We start from the raw sequence: 18,090 nt of genomic DNA, 5'->3' as shown, positions 1-18,090 counted from the left end.
TCAGATGAGCGACCTGTTCTGGCCCGGCGACCACCGCGCCGCCGGCCTGCTCGATGACGCCGCCCTGCTGGCGGCCATGGTGCGCGTCGAGGACGCCTGGCTGGGCGCGCTCGTCTCGGCCGGCGTCGCGCCGAGCGAGGCTGCAGCATCGCTGAGCGGTCTCGTGGGACCGAGCGACCTGGCCGACGTGTCGGCGTCGGCCGAGGCATCGGGTAATCCCGTGATCGCTGTGGTCGCCGCGCTGCGCGACCGCACCGACGATGCGACCTCTCCGTGGGTGCATCGCGGCCTCACCAGTCAGGACGTGCTCGACACCGCCCTCGTGCTGTGCCTGCGCGACGCGACCACGGCGGTCGTGGCGGACACCCGCACCACGCTGGGACACCTGGCCGATCTCGCGACCGAGCACCGCGACACCGCCATGGTCGGGCGCACCCTGACCCAGCACGCCGTGCCGATCACGTTCGGCGTCAAGGTCGCCGGCTGGATCGACGGCCTGGTCGAGGCACTCGACGCCGTGATCCGCGACGCCGACGACCTCGCCCTGCAGGTGGGTGGCGCCGCCGGAACCCTGGCCGGCCCGGTCGAGCTGGCGGGATCGGTCGAGGCAGCGGTGTCACTGGTCGACCACACCGCGGCGACCCTGGGGCTGCCGGCGTCGCCCCCGTGGCACACCTCGCGCGGCCGCCTGACCCGCTTCGCGGACTCGCTGGTCGGACTCGCCGACGCCGAGGGCCACGTCGCCACGGACATCGCCACGTTGTCGCGCAGCGAGATCGCCGAGCTCTCCGAGGGTCACGGCGGCGGCTCGTCGACGATGCCGCACAAGAGCAATCCCGTCCTCGCCGTCCTGCTGCGCCGTCACGCCCTCAGTGCGCCCGCGCTCGCCAGCACGCTGCACCTGGCCGCGGGTACGACGGTCGACGAACGGCCCGACGGGCCATGGCACGCCGAGTGGGCCGCGCTGCGCGACCTCGGACGCCGCAGCGTCATTGCCGCAGGACAGACGACCGACCTGGTCGCCCACCTGCAGGTCCATGCCGAGCAGATGGCCCAGACCCTTGCCACGGCCGAGGGGATCGACGCTGAGCAACGGTCCATGAGCGGCCTGTCCGGCCGTCCGGCGTCCGAGAGCTATCTCGGCGCAGCGCACCATCTCACCGACGCTGCCGTCGGTCGAGCCCGAGCCGCCGCACGAGGAGATGTTCCATGACGATCCCCACCCTCACCGCCACCGACCTGGCCGACGCGCGCCTGGGACCCACCGCGGACTCGCCGGTTCTGCTGCTCGGCCCCTCGCTCGGCACCTCGGCCTCGACTCTGTGGACCCTCACCGCCCACCAGCTGCAGGAGCGGTTCCACGTCGTGGGGTGGGATCTGCCAGGTCACGGCCACAGCCCCACGACGACCGAATCGTTCACGATGGCCGAGCTCGCCGCGGCCGTGATCGCCCTCGCCGACGAGCTTTCAGCAGCGGGTCCCGTGCACTATGCCGGCGACTCCGTCGGCGGGTGCGTCGGGCTGCAGGCAGCGCTCGACGCACCGGACCGATTCGCCTCGTTGACCGTGCTGTGCTCAGGCGCCCGCATCGGCACCGTCGACGGATGGCGTGAACGCGCCCAAGGGGTGCGCGACTCGGGCACCAGCTCGATGGTCTCCGGATCCGCCGAGCGCTGGTTCTCCCCCGGCTTCCTGGAGCGCGAGCCCGCCGTCGGCTCGGCGCTGCTGCACGCGCTGCGCGACACCGACGCCGAGGGCTACGCCCTCACCTGCGGGGCGCTTGCCGACTTCGACGTCGTGGACCGCCTGCCCGAGATCAGGCTGCCGGTGCTCGCCGTGGCGGGCCGTGACGACGTCGCCACACCGCCCGAGAGCCTCCAGGTCATCGCTGACGGCGTGGCGGACGGCCGACTCGTCGTGCTCGACGACGTGGCCCACCTGGCCCCCGCCGAGGCGCCCGACGACCTCTCCCGACTGCTCATCGACCACATCGGAGGAATCCCGGCATGACCGAACCCATCCCTGATCCCACCCGGAGCCAGGTCCACGACGCGGGCATGGCGGTGCGCCGCGAGGTGCTCGGCGACGCCCACGTCGACCGAGCGGTCGCCGCGACGACTGACTTCACCGCCGACTTCCAGGACCTCATCACCCAGTACGCGTGGGGCTCCATCTGGACACGCCCCGGCCTGGACCGACGCAGCCGATCGCTGATCACTCTCACGGCGCTGGTCGCACGGGGTCATCACGAGGAGCTCGCGATGCACGTGCGCGCGGCCAAGCGCAACGGACTGACCGACGAGGAGATCAAGGAGCTGTTCTTGCAGACCGCCATCTACTGCGGTGTCCCGGACGCCAACACGGCCTTCCGCATCGCGCAGGGCGTGCTCGCCGAGGACGCGTAGGTCATGCCGGACTCGCCTACTGTGACCCCATGACTCCGGCTCCCGGCTCCAGCGATCAGTTCGTCCAGTCGCTGGCCCGCGGGCTCGAGATCATCGTGGCCTTCGACGACGAGCATGCCGAGATGACGCTCGCCCAGGTCGCCCAGCGGTCGGGATACAGCCGCGCGACCGCCCGACGGTTCCTGCACACCTTGGTCGAGCTGGGCTACATGCGCACCGACGGCAAGATCTTCGCGCTCACTCCGCAGGTGCTGCGCCTCGGCACGGCCTACCTGGCGGGGCTCGGTCTGCCGCAGGTCGCCCAGCCGCACCTCGAGTCGTTGTCGGCGCGCCTCGGCGAGTCGACGTCGGTCGCGGTGCTCGACGGCGCCGACATCGTCTACGTGGCCCGGGTCGCGACGCGACGCATCATGAGTGTCGGCATTTCCGTCGGCACGAGATTTCCTGCCTACGCCACGTCGATGGGTCGAGTCCTGCTCGCGGCGCTCGATGCGACCGCCCTCGAGACCTATCTCTCCAACGCCGACCTGCAACCGCTGACTCCCCGCACCCTGCACCGGCCGGCCGATCTGCTGGCGGAGCTGAGTCGCGTGCGCGAGCAGGGCTGGGCCCTGGTCGACCAGGAGCTGGAGCGCGGACTGACCTCGATGGCCGCACCCATCCTCGATGCACGAGGCGAGGCGGTCGCCGCACTCAACGTGTCGGCGGCCTCGATGACCGCCGAGACGCAGATCGAGCAGGCGCGCGAGCCGATGCTGGAGTGCGCACGCTCCATCGCCGCCGACCTGTCGGCTCAACGCGTCGTCGGCTGAGGGGTTGTCCCCGACGGCGGGCCGGTCTACGATCAAGTCGTTCGTTCAACGAACGTAGGTTCGCATAGCGAACGAGACCAGTCGATGACAGGACGTCCATGACCTCCCCCCATCTCCGCTCCGCCCACCTCTACGCCGCCGCGCGGACACCGTTCGGCCGTTTCAACGGAGCCCTGGCCGGAGTGCGGCCCGACGACCTTGCCGCGACGGCCCTCACCGGCGCCCTCGCGCAGGTTCCCGGGCTGGACCCCGAGCGCATCGCCGATGTCATCTGGGGCAACGCCAACGGCGCCGGCGAGGAGAACCGGAACGTCGGACGCATGGCGGTCCTGCTGGCCGGTCTGCCCGTCAGCGTCCCCGGCACCACGATCAACCGTCTGTGCGGCTCGAGCCTCGACGCGGCCATGATGGCCTCGCGCAGCATCGAGTGCGGCGACGCCGACGTCGTCGTGGCTGGCGGCACCGAGTCGATGACCCGGGCCCCGTGGGTCATGCCGAAGCCAGACCGCGCCTTCCCTGCCGGCGGTGTCGAAGCCGTCTCCACGACGCTGGGCTGGCGCCTCGTGAACCAGGCCATGCCGGCGGAGTGGACCGCATCGCTCGGCGAGTGCAACGAGCAACTGGCCACCGAGTTCGGCATCACGCGCGAGCGCCAGGACGCGTTCGCAGCCCGCTCGCACGCCTTGGCCGCAGCTGCTTGGGACGACGGCTTCTACGACGACCTCGTGGTCCCCGTGCCGGGCGTCGAGCTCGCTCGCGACGAAAGCATCCGCGACGGGACGACGGCCGACAAGCTCGCCGGGCTCAAGCCCGCCTTCCGTCCCGACGGCTCGATCACCCCCGGCAACGCCTCGCCGCTCAACGATGGGGCGGCCGCCCTGGTGCTCGGTTCGGAACTGGCAGATCTGGGCGATCCTCTGGCACGCATTGCCGGCCGCGGCGTCGCGGCGCTGGAGCCGCAGCGCTTCGGCTTCGCGCCGGTGGAGGCCGCCGAGCAGGCACTGAGACGGGCCGGCATCGGATGGTCCGACGTCGGCGCGGTCGAGCTCAACGAGGCGTTCGCGGTGCAGTCGATCGCCTGCGTCGACGCCTGGGGCATCGACCCGGAGATCGTCAACACCCGCGGCGGAGCCATCTCGATCGGCCACCCCCTCGGCGCGTCCGGCGCCCGCATCCTGGCCACCTTGGCGCACGTCCTGCGCGAACGGGGACAGCGATGGGGTGTGGCGGCGATCTGCATCGGCGTCGGCCAGGGACTCGCGGTCGTACTGGAGAACCCCCACGCCGACGGAGCGGACCGATGAGCCGCACGACGTTCCACGAGAGTCCCGCCGAGGTCGTGGCGGGCGTTGCCGACGGTGCGACCGTCCTGGTCGGCGGCTTCGGCATGGCCGGCATGCCGGTCACCCTGATCGATGCGCTCATCGACGGCGGCGCCACCGACCTGACGATCGTCAGCAACAACGCCGGCAACGGCGACACCGGCCTCGCGGCCCTGCTCGCCGCGAAACGCGTCGCCAAGGTCGTCTGCTCGTTCCCACGCCAGCACGACTCGTACGTCTTCGACGAGCTGTACCGGTCCGGACAGATCGAGCTGGAGGTGGTGCCGCAGGGCAACCTGGCCGAGCGCATGCGGGCCGCCGGGGCCGGGATCGGGGCCTTCTTCGGGCCCACCGGGGTCGGCACCTCACTGGCCGCAGACAAGGAGACGCGCACGATCGACGGCCGCGACTACGTGCTCGAGCTGCCGATCCGCGGTGACGTCGCGCTGATCGGTGCGCACCTGGCCGACACGGCCGGCAACCTGGTGTACCGCAAGACGGCCCGCAACTTCGGGCCCGTCATGGCGACCGCCGCAGCCACCACCCTCGTCGAGGTCTCACGTGTCGTCGACGCCGGCGAGCTCGATCCAGAATCCGTCGTGACGCCGGGCATCTTCGTCGACCGCGTGCTCGACCTCTCCGCGTTTGAGACATCTGGGCTGGACATTTCTGGCACGTCGACCCTCCAGACAGAGGTATCCGCATGACCACCACCGACCCCCAGACCCTCGACAAGCTGCAGCTGGCCGCGCGCATCGCTCAGGACATCCCGGCCGGTTCGTACGTCAATCTCGGCATCGGACAGCCGACGCTGGTGGCCGACCACCTCGACGTCGAGTCCGGGATCGTGCTGCACACCGAGAACGGCATGCTCGGCATGGGGCCGGCCGTCACCGGCGACGCCATCGACCCCGACCTCACCAACGCCGGCAAGATCCCCGTCAGCGAGACGGCCGGCTGCTCGTACTTCCATCACGCCGACTCCTTCGCCATGATGCGCGGCGGCCACCTCGACGTCTGCGTGCTGGGAGCGTTTCAGGTCAGTGCCGGCGGCGATCTCGCCAACTGGCACACCGGAGCGCCCGATGCGATTCCAGCGGTCGGCGGTGCCATGGACCTGGCGATCGGCGCCAAGGACGTGCTCGTGATGATGACGCTGTTCGCGAAGGACGGCACGAGCAAGCTGGTGCCGTCATGCACCTACCCGCTCACCGGGGTGGGCTGCGTCAGTCGCGTGTACACCGATCACGCCGTCTTCGAGCTGGGCGCCCCCGACGGTGGCGTGCGGGTGATCGAGACGTTCGGGTGCACGCTCGACGAGCTGCGCGAGCGCATGGACGTCGACCTCGTCGAGGCCTGAGGACCCAGTCCCCGCCCCTGGGCGGTGACACTGCGTCCCTTCCCAGCCCTGGTTGCGGCGCCATCCCACCGCGAAGTGTGACCACTGCGGCTCGTGTGACGGCTGAGGACGATGCGACCGTCGAGGTCCACCATGCGGACGCCGCAGGTCATGGCGACGCCCCCACCCCGCTCACGTCCACAGCCCGGCGAAGCCGCTACCAGGGGAGGCGTGCAACGAGCCATCGACCGACCCCAGGGCGATCGAGACCCGACTACAGCGTGAGCGTCAAGCGTCCGGTGCCCGACTCGTCGCCGTCGGGCGCGGCGATCCGGGAGACGCAGATGCACAGCGTCTGGTCGGTCGACTTCTCGTCCTCGCTGAGGAACACGTCGCGGTGGTCGACGCGCCCGTTCAGGGCGCCGATGCGGACCTCGCACAGGCCGCACTCGCCCTTGCGGCAGTCGTACATCATGTCGGCGCCAGCCTCGGCCAGGGCTTCGAGCAGGCTGGAGTCGGGACGCACCCGGGTGGTCAGGCCGATCTCGGGGATCTCCACCTCGAATCCCTCGGGCTCGAACCAGCCGCTGCTGCCAAAGGTCTCGAAGCGCAGGTCGGCGACCGAGCGTCCGTGCGCGAGCCACGAACGACGGACCGCATCCATCAGGCGGATCGGGCCGCACATGTAGACCTCGGTGCGGCCCTTGGCGGGCAGCGCACCGACGAGTGCGTCGACGTCCAGGGCCGTGCCCTCGTCGTCGACGTGGACCTCCAGCCGCTCGCCGTGCAGCGCCGCGAGCTCGTCGAGGTACGCCATCTGGTCGCGGCTTCGGCCCACGTAGACGAACCGGTACTTCTGGTTGAGCCGGTGCAGCACGCGGCCCATCTCGATGACAGCGGTGATGCCGACACCGCCGGCCACGAGCACGTACTCCTGCGCACCGTGGCGCAGCTCGAAGTTCTGCAGCGGCTGGGTGCAGCTGATCTCGTCGCCCTCGCTGAGGCCGTGCATGAAGATGGACCCGCCGCGCGACGTCGGAGTCCGCATGACCGAGACGGTCAGCTGCGATCCGTCGGCGCTGGACTCGACCACCGAGTAGGAGCGGACGTCCTCGCCCTGCGGCAGTCGGACCCGGACGTCGACGTGGGTGCCCGGGGCAGCCTTGCGGGTGCCGACCCGCTGCAGCGTGATGCGGCGGATGTCCTCGGTGACCGGACGCGTCTCCACCACGCGGGCGGTGGACCAGACCGCCTTGGGATCAGCACTCATCGAGCGGTCGTCCCGCTGAGCCCCATGCCCGAGAGGTCTGCCACCGCGACCGGGTCCTCGCCGGCCTGCTCGGCGGCCAGCATGCGGTCGAGGATGCGGCGCACCCACATGCCGCCCGAGTCGATGTTGAGGCTGTAGAACTCGTGCTCGGGGTTGGCATCGATGTTGGCCTGCTGGGCCTGCAGCATGACCTCGTCCTCGCCGAAGACGCCGTGGACGCCGTTGCGGAGCTGGGTGGTGATCGTCTGGCTCTCGAGTCGGTAGTTGCGCATGAACGCCCAGAAGTAGTGCGACGTGCGATCGGTCTCCGGCGTGATCGTGTTCATCACATACCCGTTGACGCCCTGACTGCGGTCGCCCTGCTCGGCGCCCGTGCCGGCCTTGGCCACGCCGACATCGATGCAGATGGTCGAGGGCGCGTAGAAGTGGATGATCTGCCAGCGGTCGACCAGGCCGTCGAAGTCCGGAAACTTGTCGCGCATGTTCTTGCGCCAGAACGGCGGCGGCTCGACCTCGTGCATCCACCGGGTCACGGTGACGCTGCCGTCGTCCTCCAGCTTGGTGTGAAAGCCGGACTCGCTGAGCTCGGCCTGGCCGAGACTGGCGCCGTGCACGAACTCCTCGTGCGTCAGGTCCATCAGGTTGTCAAGGATCAACTGGTAGTTGCAGGCGGCGTGGATCGTCTCGCCGTCACCGGCCCACTCAGGGTCGGTCATCTGGCTCATGTCGGGGATGAGGTCGGGGTCGGCCATCGTCATGTCGCCGGGCCACACCCACACGTAGCGGTACCGCTCCTCGACCGGGTAGGAGGCGACCATCGCCGACGGGTTCACGGTGCGCTGGGCCGGCATCGAGGTGCAGCGACCCGTCGAGTTGTACTGCAGGCCGTGGTACGGGCACTGGATCTCGTCGCCGCCCATGAGCTTGCCCATCGACAGGGGTGCGAGGCGGTGCCAGCAGGCATCGGCGAGCGCCACCGGGCGGCCGTCATCCGTGCGGTACAGCGCCATCGGCTTGTCGGCGATGGTGCGCGACATCGGTGCCTTGTTGGTGACCTCGTGGTCCCACGCGGCGACGTACCAGGCGTTGAGGGGGTGCGGGAAGATCTTGGCGGTGACGGTCTCGTGCGTCTCGAGCGACATGGGGTGACTCCTTGGGTCGACCACCTCAGTGTCATCTGCGCCGTGTGACTGGGACCACGACGTTTTCAACCACTGGAAGAGTGGCTTGCTCCAAGGGCCCGTGAGATCGCTCGCCCTGCCGTCAGGACGTACGGTGCGACCTCTCGTGGTCGAGCACCGTCGGCCTCGACCACGATCGAGACCGCGGCCACCACGGCCCCGTCGCCGTCGCGCACCGGGGCCGCGACCGACGTGGCATCGTCGGTGACGGCCCGTTCGGACACCGCATAGCCGCGCTTGCGGATCTCGGCCAGGACGCGGCGCAACCTGGCGGGGTCGGTGATCGTGCCCTTGGCGTAGCGCGGCAGGTCGCCGGCCAGCACGCGCTCCTGGACGTCGGCCGGCGCGAACGCCAGCAGCACCTGCCCGACGCCGGTCGCGTGAAGGTGGAAACGGCCTCCCACGCGGGTCAGCACCGGCACGGCCTTCCGACCCGCAATGCGTTCGACGAACACCAGCTCGTCCTCGTCGCGCACGGCCAGCTGCACGTTCTGGCGGGTCAGGACGTACAGGTCTTCCATGAACGGCAGCGCCGCTTCACGCAGGCCGGGCGCCCGGGGCGCGAGCGATCCGACCTCCCAGAGCCGCAGCCCGATCCGGTACGAGCCCGCGCCGGTCCGCTCCAGCGCACCCCACTCGACCAGCTCGGCGGCCCGCCGGTGGGCCGTCGGGACGCTGACTTCCGCGCGCCGCGCCAGCTCGGTGAGGCTGAGCTCGACGTGCTGGGCGTCGAAGGCAGCCAGGAGAGACAACACCTTGCTAGTCACGCTCGAGCTGGCCACCACATCACGGTACCGAGCCCGTCCCGGCAGTCCACCCCAACTTCTGTAGCGTTTCGCAGGTTTCCAGGCCGATCCCGGATGCCTACCGCTACAAAAGTTGGGGCTTCACGGGGCCTCCACCCATCGGAACGTCAGGGACTGTCCGGGCTGCACCTGCGCGGCGCGGTCGACGTCCTCGTCGATCACGACGGCGACGACTGGGTAGCCGCCGGTGACCGGGTGGTCGGCGAGGAACAGCACGGGTTCTCCGCTGGGCGAGACCTGGATGGCGCCGCGCCAGATGCCCTCGCTGGGCAGCTGGTCGGGGCGGGCGCGCTCGAAGGTGGCGCCGGACAGTCGCATGCCCACCCGGTTGATGTCCTGGGTGGCCTGCCACGGCTGGGCCACCAAGAGGTCCGGATCGGTGACCCAGCCCTGGCGAGGACCGAGCACGGCGCGCAGCACCACCGGATCGTCCCAGCGGGGGCAGACCAGGTAGTCCACCTGCGGGAACTCCCCCCGGCTCGCGCCGACCGGCAGCACCTCACCTGCGGCGAGCGGGTCCGGGCCGAGCCCGGACAGCACGTCGTGACTACGGGACCCCATGACCTCGGGCACGTCGACCCCGCCCCGCACGCACAGGTACGCGCGCAGGCCGCCGGTGGGCGGCCCGAGCCTGACCCGAGACCCGGCTGGTGCCGACACGACGGAGTGGGAGCCGACCGCGCCGCCGTCGATCGTCACGTCGCACCGCGCGCCGGACACGCACATCATGATCAGCTCGTCACCCACCTCGACGTCGAGGCCGCCTCCGGTGACCTCGACACCGGCGGCGCTCTCGTCGTTGCCGAGGGCGCGGTTGCCCTGGCGCAGAGCGGTGCGGTCTGCGGCGCCAGACCGGCCCACCCCGATGCCGGCCTGTCCGGCCCGGCCGAGATCCTGCACCAGCGCCAGCGGTCCCGAGGCGTGCACGGTCAGTGAGCGCATCATGACGTCACCTCGACGAAGCGCACGCGCACGTCCGGTCGCAGCAGGGCGGCAGGCTCACGGGCGAGGTCGAACATCGCCAGGTCGGTGCGCCCGATCAGCTGCCAGCCACCGGGCGACTCCCTCGGGTAGACGCCGGTGTACTCGTCGGCCAGGGCGACCGCGCCTGTCGGCACGGAGGTGCGCGACGTGTCCCGGCGAGGCACCCGTAGGCGGTCGTCCTCACCGACGAGATATCCGAATCCGGGAGCGAAACCACCAAACGCGACTCGCCAGATCTGGCCGGTGTGGGCTGCGACGATCTCGGCGCGAGACAGTCCGGTGTGCTCCGCGACCTCGTCGAGGTCGGCGCCGTCGTAGACCACCGGCACCTCGATCACCTCGGTGCCGGCGGCCGCGGGGTCGACCGGCTGAGGAACGGTCGCCTCCAGGACGCGACGCAGCGACGAGATCGAGGCGTCTTCGGCGGCCACGACCAGCACCGTCCGCGCCGCCGGTACGAGATCGGCGATCTCGGGCGGTCGGTCGTCACGCAGGGCGGCCAGCAGCGCCAGCGCCTGCTCGCCGTCGTCCAGCTCGACCAGCAGCGCGCGGTCCCCGTACGGCAGGATCCTCATGCGTGCGATTCCATCGCGGCCCACGCACCGTGGTGCAGGTCGACACCGAGCATCGGCCATCGAGCGGCGCCGTCCTTCTGGGACGCGCTCGACCTCCGCGGGGTCTGGTCGGTTGGCGTGTCATGGGTCATCGTCCTCGACCCTGCCAGTTGTCCGAGCATCCTGCACCACCTCGATGCGGCTCCCGGGTCGCGCTCCCGCCCAGGGGACGACGCACAGAGGCCCGGCACGACCGAAGTCGTGCCGGGCCCTGCAACTGACGTCCGCTACGGGCGGATGCTGATGATCTCGCCCGCCGGGACGAACTCCTCGTCGGCAGCGACCCACTTGATCGGCCTGAAGCCGTCGATGCCGGTCAACAGCTCAGGTGTGCTGTACCACTTGATGCCGTTGATCAGCATGGGCGAGGCGTAGTCCTGATCGCGAGCGGCCATCATGACCCCGAGGCGGGTGAGGCCCTCCTCGGACGCCGCAGCCTGCTCGAGGGTGTTGACCACGAGATCAGCCTGGGTCCAGCCGGACACCGCGACCGCGTTGCCCTGGATCTCAGCAGGAACGCCTGCCGCGTCCATCTGCTCCTTGTACATGGCCACACCTTCGTCGCCCTCATTCTCCGAGGCGTTCGGGTCCTTGCCAAAGGCGCCCAGCTCGATGCCGTCGGCCGCGTTGCCTGCTGCGATGTACTCGACGGCGTTGACGCAGTTGCTGGGCTTGAGCACCAGCTCGGGCTCGTAGCCGATGCGACCACGCGCCGAGTCGAATGCGGCACAGGTTCCGGTCACGCCACCGTGGTAGACCACCTCGACGCCTTCGGCCTTCAGCTCGGTCGCGGCTGCGACGGGGTCACCGTCGGAGACGACGGCATCGATGGGCAGGTCCATCTCCTTGGCGACCTCCTGGAAGGCGTCGCCCTGCACCTTGCCCGAGGCGGTCGGGTTCTCCGCGACGCCGACCGACACACCGTCGGGGTACCGCTCCTGGATCAGGTTCACGAGGAACTTCGCCTCGTTGGTCGCCAGCGGGAGGATCGTGGTGGTCCACGGGAACGCCTCGATGTCGGCGAAGTCAGCCGTCGACGAGCTCGGATACAGCATCGGGACGCAGGCGGCGTTCTGGTCGTCGACCATGGCGCTGAGCGCTCCGGTGCCGAACGTCGCGAGGGCGTCGACACCATCGTTCTGGATGAACTCGGTGCCGTTGGCCTTGGCCTTGTCCGGCGCGAAGGCGTCGTCCTTGTAGTTGACCTCGATCATGACGCCGTCGATGCCACCGGCCTCGTTGGCCGCGGCGAGGCGCGCGTCGTACCCGGCGGTGGCGAGCTCGACGGCTCCCGCGACAGGGCCGGACAGCGGGGCGCTGTAGCCGATGTCGAAGGTGTCGGTGATCGGCTCGGTCGCCGATGCGGGATCTTCACAGTCGTCCAGGTTGATGCTGAACGCCGAGGTGTCGGTGTCGCTGCCGGACGATTCGCCGGAGCTGGAGCCGCCACCACAGGCGGACAGGGTCATCACGGCGGCGATCCCCAGGGGGAGGGCAGCCCGCGAGAAGCGGGAGGTGGAGCGTGTGTTCATGTCAGGGCCTTTCAGGTGTTTCGAGTATCGGATGGATGCGCGTTCCCGAGTGGTGCGCCGACGACGGTCAGCCGGTGGCTCCCTTCTTCGGTCGGCGTCCCGGGTCCCGCGGGGCGGAGCCCCGTTGCGCGGAAACGCGGGGGGCCGGAACCAGGACGACAACCCGGCGCACGAGCTTGGTGATGCCGCCGACGACACCGGCGGGCGCCACGAAGATCACCGCGATCAAGGCGATGGCGAACAGCACCGCTGCTCCTTGGCCGGACCCGAGCTCGGAGGTGTAGTAGGGCAGGAAGACGACGGCTGCCGCACCCACCAGCGGGCCCATGCGCGTGGCCTCACCGCCGATGACGAGGCCGATCAGCAACGTGATGCCCGCGAGCAGCGTGAAGGAGCCCTCCGCGAACAGGCTGCCGATGTACATCGCGAACAGGCTTCCACCGACGCCGGTGATGGCACCGGAGACACCGAACGCGGCCGTCTTCGTGACGGCGATGTTCACGCCGGACGCCGAGGCGGCGATCTCGTTCTCCCGCACGGCGATCATGGCCATGCCGTACCGGCCCTTGACGAGGTTGTGGATCACGAGCATGACGAGCAGCAGCATCACGACGCTGAGCCAGTACAGCCACTCGGCGCGCTCGCCGAGGGTGAATCCCGACCACTCCGGCGGCCGCAGCTGCTGGCGCCGGATCGTCATGCCCTCCGAACCGCCGGTCAGGCCCTCGAACTGACCGATGATCTCCGGGAAGGCCACACCGAATGCGAGCGTGACCATCGCGAGGTACAGCCCGCGGATGCGCAGGGCAGGGAGCCCGACGAGGAAGCCGACCACCAAGCACAACAGGAGCGCAGCCGGGATCGTGGCGAGCGGGCTCCACTCGTAGCGGACCACCAGCACGCCGGTCGTGTACGCGCCGAGGCCGAAGAACGCGGAGTGCCCGACCGACAGCAGGCCGACGTAGCCGGTGGCCACGTTGAGCCCGGCGATCGCGATGGCGAAGACCGCCACGCGGGTCAGCTGCCCCTGCTCGAAGGTTCCCAGCTGGCCGCCCCAGACGATGACGGCCAGGGCGACGAGCGCCGAGGCGCCGATCATCACCAGGTGAGCGCGCGATCCGCGCTCCACCACCTTGGGTCCACGACGAGTGCTCGCCGGCGTGGCCGGCTCCTGCGCAGCGGACGGGGTGGGGTCGAGGTCGGTGCTCACACGCGCTCCAGTCGTCGGGTGCCGAACAGTCCGGTGGGCCGGACGGTCAGGACGATCACAATGAGGATGAGGGCCGTGGTCAGGGAGAATCCGCCCTCGATGAAGCTCACGTAGCCGTTGATCATCGAGAGCCCGACGCCGAGGACGAGACCACCCACGACAGCGCCCTTGATGCTGTCCAGCCCGCCGAGGAGGGCCGCAGCGGCGGCGAAGATGAGGATCTGGAACATGCTCGCGAGGTTGAGCTGACCGGGCGGCACGACCGGGATCAAGATGACGCCCGCGAACGAACCGATGGCCGCTGAGAGTCCCCAGCTGAGGGTCAGGATGCGCCCCACCTTGATGCCGCACAGGGCTGCGGACTCTGGGCTGGTGGCCACGGCCCGCATCTGCAGTCCGATGCTCGTCTTGTTGAACAGCAGCGACAGCCCGGCGACGACAGCGACCATCGAGGCGAAGACCAGGATCGAGTCGTAGTGCAGGCGCGCGCCCATCACCGAGACGTAGTCGCCGTCGCCGTCGGGGAACACGGTCGGGAAGACCTTGTCGTCGGATCCCCAGATCCAGCCGTCCAGACCGTTCAGTCCGGTGAACAACCCTAGCCCGATGATCAGGATCGCCGTCTCGTCACGTTTGCGCACCGGCCGGATCAGGAATCGCTCGGCGAGGGCTCCCATGATGAATCCGAGCGCGACCGTGGGGATCAGCGCCACCCAGATCTCGACGCCCTTCTCGGTCAACCACCACGCGAAGTAGGTGGTGAACAGGGCGAACTCGCCCTGCGCGAAGTTGATCGTCGTGGAGCTTCGAAACACCACGACGAGAGCCAGGGCGATCAGCACGTAGATCGACCCGGCGGTCATGCCCGAGAACAGTCGGGCCAGCAAGATGTCCATCGATGTCCGTCCTAGTAACCCAAGTAGGCTTTGCGAATGTCGTTGCTCTCGCGGAACGACTGAGCTGAACCGCTGGCGGCCACCGAACCGACCTCGAGCAGGTACACCCGAGAGGCGATGGCGAGGGCCAGCTCGGCGTTCTGCTCCACGAGCAGCAGAGCCGTGCCGGACTCGGCGCTGACATCGCGCAACGTGTCGAACAGGTCCGAGACGATGATCGGCGCGAGACCGAGGCTGATCTCGTCGCACAGCAGCAGCCGGGGGCGACTCATCAGCGCACGGGCGATGGCCAGCATCTGCTGCTCGCCGCCCGAGAGCGTTCCCGCGATCTGCTCGCTGCGTTCGGCGAGGCGGGGGAAGGTGGTGAACCAGCGATCAATCTCGACGTCGACCTGACTGCGGTCGGCCAGCCCGGTGGCTCCGACCCGCAGGTTGTCGCGCACGCTCAGCGCGGTGAGGGTGCCGCGCCCCTGGGGCACCAGGCTCACGCCGTGCCCGAGCATCTGGTCGGGGCGCGGGCTGCGAACGACGTTGCCGTCGACGAGCATCTCACCCGTGTACGAGATGAGGCCCGAGACGGCGCGCATCAAGGTGGTCTTGCCAGCGCCGTTGGCGCCCAGCACCACCACGACCTCGCCCGGACCGACCGTGAGGTCGATGTTCTCGAGGACGTTGACCTGCCCGTAACCGGCGCGCAGGCCGCGCACCTCGAGCAATGGAGTCTGCGTGCTCATGCTGTCCTTCCCAGGTAGGCGGCCTCGACGGCCGGGTCCTTCTGGACCTCACTGGCGGTGCCATCGGCGATGGTCCGACCGAAGTCCATGGCGACCACGTGGTCGCAGATGCCCATCACCAGGCCCATGTGGTGCTCGACCAGCAGGGCACTGAACCCGAAGTCCTTCTTCAGCTCGACGATCAGCTCGCCGAGCTCGTTGACCTCGGCGTGGGTCAGTCCGCCGGCGGGCTCGTCGAGCAGGACCAGCGAGGGCTCACTGATGAGTGCGCGAGCCAGCTCGACCCGCTTGAGGGTGCCGAACGGCAGACCGGTCGCGGGGAGTGCGGCGACATCGAGCAGGTCGAGTCGTTCCAGCAGATCCCACGCCTGCGACTCCACCCGCCGGTGCGCGGCGCGCGTGCCGGGCCATCCGATGAGGGAGGGCAGCAGCATGGGAGTACTGACGCTGTGCGCACCGACCATGGTGTTCTCAAGGACCGAGAGCGTCGGGAAGAGCGCCAGGTTCTGGAAGGTGCGGACGATTCCGCGGCGCACGATGCGGTGCCGACTCAGCGACAGCAGGTCCTTGCCGTTGAAACGGATCGAGCCCGCCTCGGGCTGGTAGATCTGGGTGACCGCGTTGAACAGCGACGTCTTGCCGGCTCCGTTCGGGCCGATCAGACCGCAGATCTCGTTGTCCTGGACGGTGAAGCCCACGTGATCGAGCGCGGTCACACCGCCGAACCGCATCACCAGGTCGGAGATCTCGAGCATGCCTCGTGCCTCTCTGTCTTCGTCGTCACGATGCTTGCTGAACGTGACACCCATCACTATAGTTAGCAACGTGGCTAAAGTTATACCCCATCCGGGCGAGCAGGGTCAACGAATCAAAAGAAGACATCACGTCGCCTCATGGCGTGGTGTTTCACGACCTCCGACCTGCGCGAAACGCCGCACTGTCGATACTGGAAAGCCATGACTGCCGAATCGAAGATCGACGACACCGCCGGCACCGACCTCGCCACAGCGCTCGAGCCCGGCGGCTCCAACGCGATCGCCATGTCGTACGGACTGCTCGCCGATGAGTGGTCGCTGTGGATCATCCGGCAGGCCCTGCGCGGGGCCATCCACTACACCGACTGGGTGCACCGCGGCCCCATCCCCGGATCGGCCCTCACCTCGCGACTCACGTCCCTGGTCGAGGGAGGAGTCCTCACCAAGACCCAGTACAGCGACAAGCCGGTGCGCCACCACTACCTCCTGACGACACGAGGGCGACAGATCTGGCCGATCCTCATCGCCATGTGGTCCTGGGAGATGCGCTGGGTCGACGTCGCCGGCGTCGAGCTGCCGCGCATGCAGCACACCGAGTGCGGGGAGTTCTTCGAGCCGGTGTTCACCTGCACGGCCTGCGACGGCGAGGCGACCTGGGAGAACCTCTCGGCCGCTGCCGGGCCGAGTGGCGCATGGAACCGCACCATGCCCACGACCGGCCGGCGCCAGCGCTCCCGCGGGGACAAAAGACCCGACGAAATGGTCAACGAGACCATGGAGCTGATCGGCAATCGATGGTCGATGTCCATCATCGGAGCAGCGCTGCAGGGCATGACCCGCTTCAGCGACATCCAGCGCAAGCTGGCCGCCTCCCCCACGGTCGTGGCCGACCGGCTGCGCGTGTTCGGCGAGCTAGGCGTGCTCACCCAGGTCCCCTCGGCCGGACGCCCCGATCGACACGAGTACCGCCTCACCCCCAAGGGCAAGGCGTTCCTGCCGGTGGCGCTGCTCATGATCGAGTGGGGTCAGCGCTGGTTCCACGCCCCCGAGGGCCCGGCGCTCGTCATGACGCACGTGCCCTGCGGATCGATCCTGTCCTCCCGGCTGACCTGCAGCGCGTGCCACGAACCCCTGCGGGGATCGACCATCGAGACCGTCAAGTCCGGACGTGCACCCTCAGCCGAGCGCCTGCTCTAGCGAGCTGCGTCGTCGCGACGGTCCGGGTGGGTCACGATCTCCAGCTCGGTGCGCTCCAGCTCCTGGTTGCAGGTGTTGCAGGTGAACCGCGGCTCCAGCACGGCGCCGCACGAGCTGTGCACCAGGCGCAGCCCGGACTGTCCGTCCGGCGCCATCCAGGTGGCCGCCCAGTCGTTGATCATGGTGGTGACGCAGAAGAAGTCCAGCCCCTTCGGCGTGAGGCGGTACTCCTGGCGACGCGCGCCGTCGTTGACGGACTCGCGGGCCATCATCTGGGTGTCCACGAACAGGTTCAGCCGATCGGTGAGGGTGACCGGCGAGACCTCGAGGTGCGACTGGAAGTCGCCGAACCGACGGCTCCCCATGAACGCATCGGACAGGATCAGGGTCGACCACCGATCGCCCAGAACGCCGGCCGCGTCGATGGGACTCGACATCGCCGGCGAGCGGCGCGAACGGCGACTCGTGACATCGACGAGCAGCCTGTCGTCGACCGAGCCCTGCACGTCACGCGCGCTGAGTCCGATCGCCCCGCAGTGGGCACACCCGAACACCGGGCTGGTCAGGGCGCCGCAGGTCGTGTGCCGCAGTCGCGATCCTGCGTCACGATGCTGCGAGCCCGCCCAGGTGCGGTCCCAGATCCACATGGCGATCATGACGCGCCACAGATCCAGACCCGCGTCGGCGAGCAGGTACTCGTGGCGCGACGGCCTGCCCTGGTACTCCCGGGTCACGCAGATGCCGTCCTCGACCAGGCCCCGCAGCCGGCGCGACAGGACCGGATCGGAGATGGCGAGGTGCTCGCGCAGATCCTGGAACCGGCGCTTGCCCGAGAAGATCGCGAGGACGATGCGCAGCGACCACATGTCGCCCATCAACACCAGGGCCCGCCCGAGGGGCGAGGCCGTCACGGGACCGGAATCTACATCCGCCACGACTCCTCCGTCCTGCTCGATGACGCCGTCGCGCTGAGGCGTTCGCATCACTCTCAACACCCTTGACCGGTCACTGTTGACCATGTAGTAATGGCAGT

Annotated in this window: 19 protein-coding genes; 8 read left to right on the top strand and 11 right to left on the bottom strand. The window is 69.3% G+C overall.

Annotated features, from left to right (window positions below):
- Positions 1-4: 4 nt before the first annotated feature.
- The 7 genes from ACHAA3_RS08800 (at position 5) to ACHAA3_RS08770 (ending at position 5,899) form a co-directional block, all read left to right on the top strand.
- Positions 5-1,213 carry a lyase family protein gene (locus ACHAA3_RS08800; RefSeq protein ID WP_435708609.1) on the top strand — a complete coding sequence of 403 codons (1,209 nt, stop codon included), beginning with the start codon at positions 5-7 and terminating at the stop codon, positions 1,211-1,213.
- A complete protein-coding gene (locus ACHAA3_RS08795) occupies positions 1,210-2,010 on the top strand; it encodes an alpha/beta fold hydrolase (RefSeq protein WP_435708608.1) in 801 nt (266 codons plus the stop codon). The genes ACHAA3_RS08800 and ACHAA3_RS08795 overlap by 4 nt, the downstream gene beginning before the upstream one ends.
- Positions 2,007-2,405: a 4-carboxymuconolactone decarboxylase gene (pcaC, locus tag ACHAA3_RS08790; RefSeq protein ID WP_435708607.1), complete on the top strand. Its 399-nt coding sequence runs from the start codon at positions 2,007-2,009 to the stop codon at positions 2,403-2,405. Before ACHAA3_RS08795 ends, pcaC begins: the two co-directional genes overlap by 4 nt.
- 29 nt (positions 2,406-2,434) lie before the next feature.
- Positions 2,435-3,217: an IclR family transcriptional regulator domain-containing protein gene (locus ACHAA3_RS08785; RefSeq protein WP_435708606.1), complete on the top strand. Its 783-nt coding sequence runs from the start codon at positions 2,435-2,437 to the stop codon at positions 3,215-3,217.
- Positions 3,218-3,315: 98 nt separating this feature from the next.
- Complete coding sequence (locus ACHAA3_RS08780) at positions 3,316-4,521, top strand: thiolase family protein (protein ID WP_435708605.1); 1,206 nt, start codon at positions 3,316-3,318, stop codon at positions 4,519-4,521.
- Positions 4,518-5,246, top strand: a complete 729-nt coding sequence (locus ACHAA3_RS08775) for a 3-oxoacid CoA-transferase subunit A (protein WP_435708604.1) — start codon at positions 4,518-4,520, stop codon at positions 5,244-5,246. Before ACHAA3_RS08780 ends, ACHAA3_RS08775 begins: the two co-directional genes overlap by 4 nt.
- Entirely contained in the window at positions 5,243-5,899 is a 657-nt protein-coding gene (locus ACHAA3_RS08770) for a 3-oxoacid CoA-transferase subunit B (RefSeq protein ID WP_435708603.1), read from the top strand. The genes ACHAA3_RS08775 and ACHAA3_RS08770 overlap by 4 nt, the downstream gene beginning before the upstream one ends.
- Positions 5,900-6,152: 253 nt before the next feature.
- Here the strand turns inward: ACHAA3_RS08770 and ACHAA3_RS08765 are convergent, their stop codons facing one another.
- From ACHAA3_RS08765 to ACHAA3_RS08720, 10 genes are all read right to left on the bottom strand, one after another.
- A complete protein-coding gene (locus tag ACHAA3_RS08765) occupies positions 6,153-7,148 on the bottom strand; it encodes a PDR/VanB family oxidoreductase (protein ID WP_435708602.1) in 996 nt (331 codons plus the stop codon).
- Entirely contained in the window at positions 7,145-8,290 is a 1,146-nt protein-coding gene (locus ACHAA3_RS08760; RefSeq protein ID WP_435708601.1) for an aromatic ring-hydroxylating dioxygenase subunit alpha, read from the bottom strand. Before ACHAA3_RS08760 ends, ACHAA3_RS08765 begins: the two co-directional genes overlap by 4 nt.
- 65 nt (positions 8,291-8,355) lie before the next feature.
- The gene (locus ACHAA3_RS08755) at positions 8,356-9,111 is read right to left on the bottom strand and encodes an IclR family transcriptional regulator (protein WP_435708600.1); all 756 of its coding nucleotides are present in this window, start codon (positions 9,109-9,111) and stop codon (positions 8,356-8,358) included.
- Positions 9,112-9,216: 105 nt separating this feature from the next.
- Positions 9,217-10,080 (bottom strand): biotin-dependent carboxyltransferase family protein, encoded by an 864-nt coding sequence (locus ACHAA3_RS08750; RefSeq protein ID WP_435708599.1) that lies wholly within the window; start codon positions 10,078-10,080, stop codon positions 9,217-9,219.
- Positions 10,077-10,694: a 5-oxoprolinase subunit B family protein gene (locus ACHAA3_RS08745; RefSeq protein WP_435708598.1), complete on the bottom strand. Its 618-nt coding sequence runs from the start codon at positions 10,692-10,694 to the stop codon at positions 10,077-10,079. Before ACHAA3_RS08745 ends, ACHAA3_RS08750 begins: the two co-directional genes overlap by 4 nt.
- 266 nt (positions 10,695-10,960) lie before the next feature.
- Entirely contained in the window at positions 10,961-12,265 is a 1,305-nt protein-coding gene (locus tag ACHAA3_RS08740) for an ABC transporter substrate-binding protein (RefSeq protein WP_435708597.1), read from the bottom strand.
- Between the two features lie 67 nt (positions 12,266-12,332).
- A complete protein-coding gene (locus ACHAA3_RS08735) occupies positions 12,333-13,475 on the bottom strand; it encodes a branched-chain amino acid ABC transporter permease (protein ID WP_435708596.1) in 1,143 nt (380 codons plus the stop codon).
- Positions 13,472-14,371, bottom strand: a complete 900-nt coding sequence (locus ACHAA3_RS08730; protein ID WP_435708595.1) for a branched-chain amino acid ABC transporter permease — start codon at positions 14,369-14,371, stop codon at positions 13,472-13,474. Before ACHAA3_RS08730 ends, ACHAA3_RS08735 begins: the two co-directional genes overlap by 4 nt.
- Before the next feature lie 11 nt (positions 14,372-14,382).
- Positions 14,383-15,105, bottom strand: a complete 723-nt coding sequence (locus ACHAA3_RS08725; protein WP_435708594.1) for an ABC transporter ATP-binding protein — start codon at positions 15,103-15,105, stop codon at positions 14,383-14,385.
- Positions 15,102-15,860, bottom strand: a complete 759-nt coding sequence (locus ACHAA3_RS08720) for an ABC transporter ATP-binding protein (RefSeq protein WP_435708593.1) — start codon at positions 15,858-15,860, stop codon at positions 15,102-15,104. Before ACHAA3_RS08720 ends, ACHAA3_RS08725 begins: the two co-directional genes overlap by 4 nt.
- 201 nt (positions 15,861-16,061) lie before the next feature.
- On the opposite strand from ACHAA3_RS08720, the gene ACHAA3_RS08715 reads away from it, so the two are divergent.
- Positions 16,062-17,057 (top strand): winged helix-turn-helix transcriptional regulator, encoded by a 996-nt coding sequence (locus ACHAA3_RS08715; protein ID WP_435708592.1) that lies wholly within the window; start codon positions 16,062-16,064, stop codon positions 17,055-17,057.
- On the opposite strand, the gene ACHAA3_RS08710 is transcribed toward ACHAA3_RS08715, so the two are convergent.
- Positions 17,054-18,040 (bottom strand): winged helix-turn-helix transcriptional regulator, encoded by a 987-nt coding sequence (locus ACHAA3_RS08710; protein WP_435708640.1) that lies wholly within the window; start codon positions 18,038-18,040, stop codon positions 17,054-17,056. The two genes, ACHAA3_RS08715 and ACHAA3_RS08710, sit on opposite strands and share 4 nt — an antisense overlap.
- Positions 18,041-18,090 lie beyond the last annotated feature (50 nt).

This window comes from Aeromicrobium sp. CF3.5 (genome assembly GCF_051262695.1).
Taxonomy (GTDB): domain Bacteria; phylum Actinomycetota; class Actinomycetes; order Propionibacteriales; family Nocardioidaceae; genus Aeromicrobium.
Note: the sequence above shows the minus strand (reverse complement) of the source record. Positions and strands in the feature narration are given on the sequence as shown.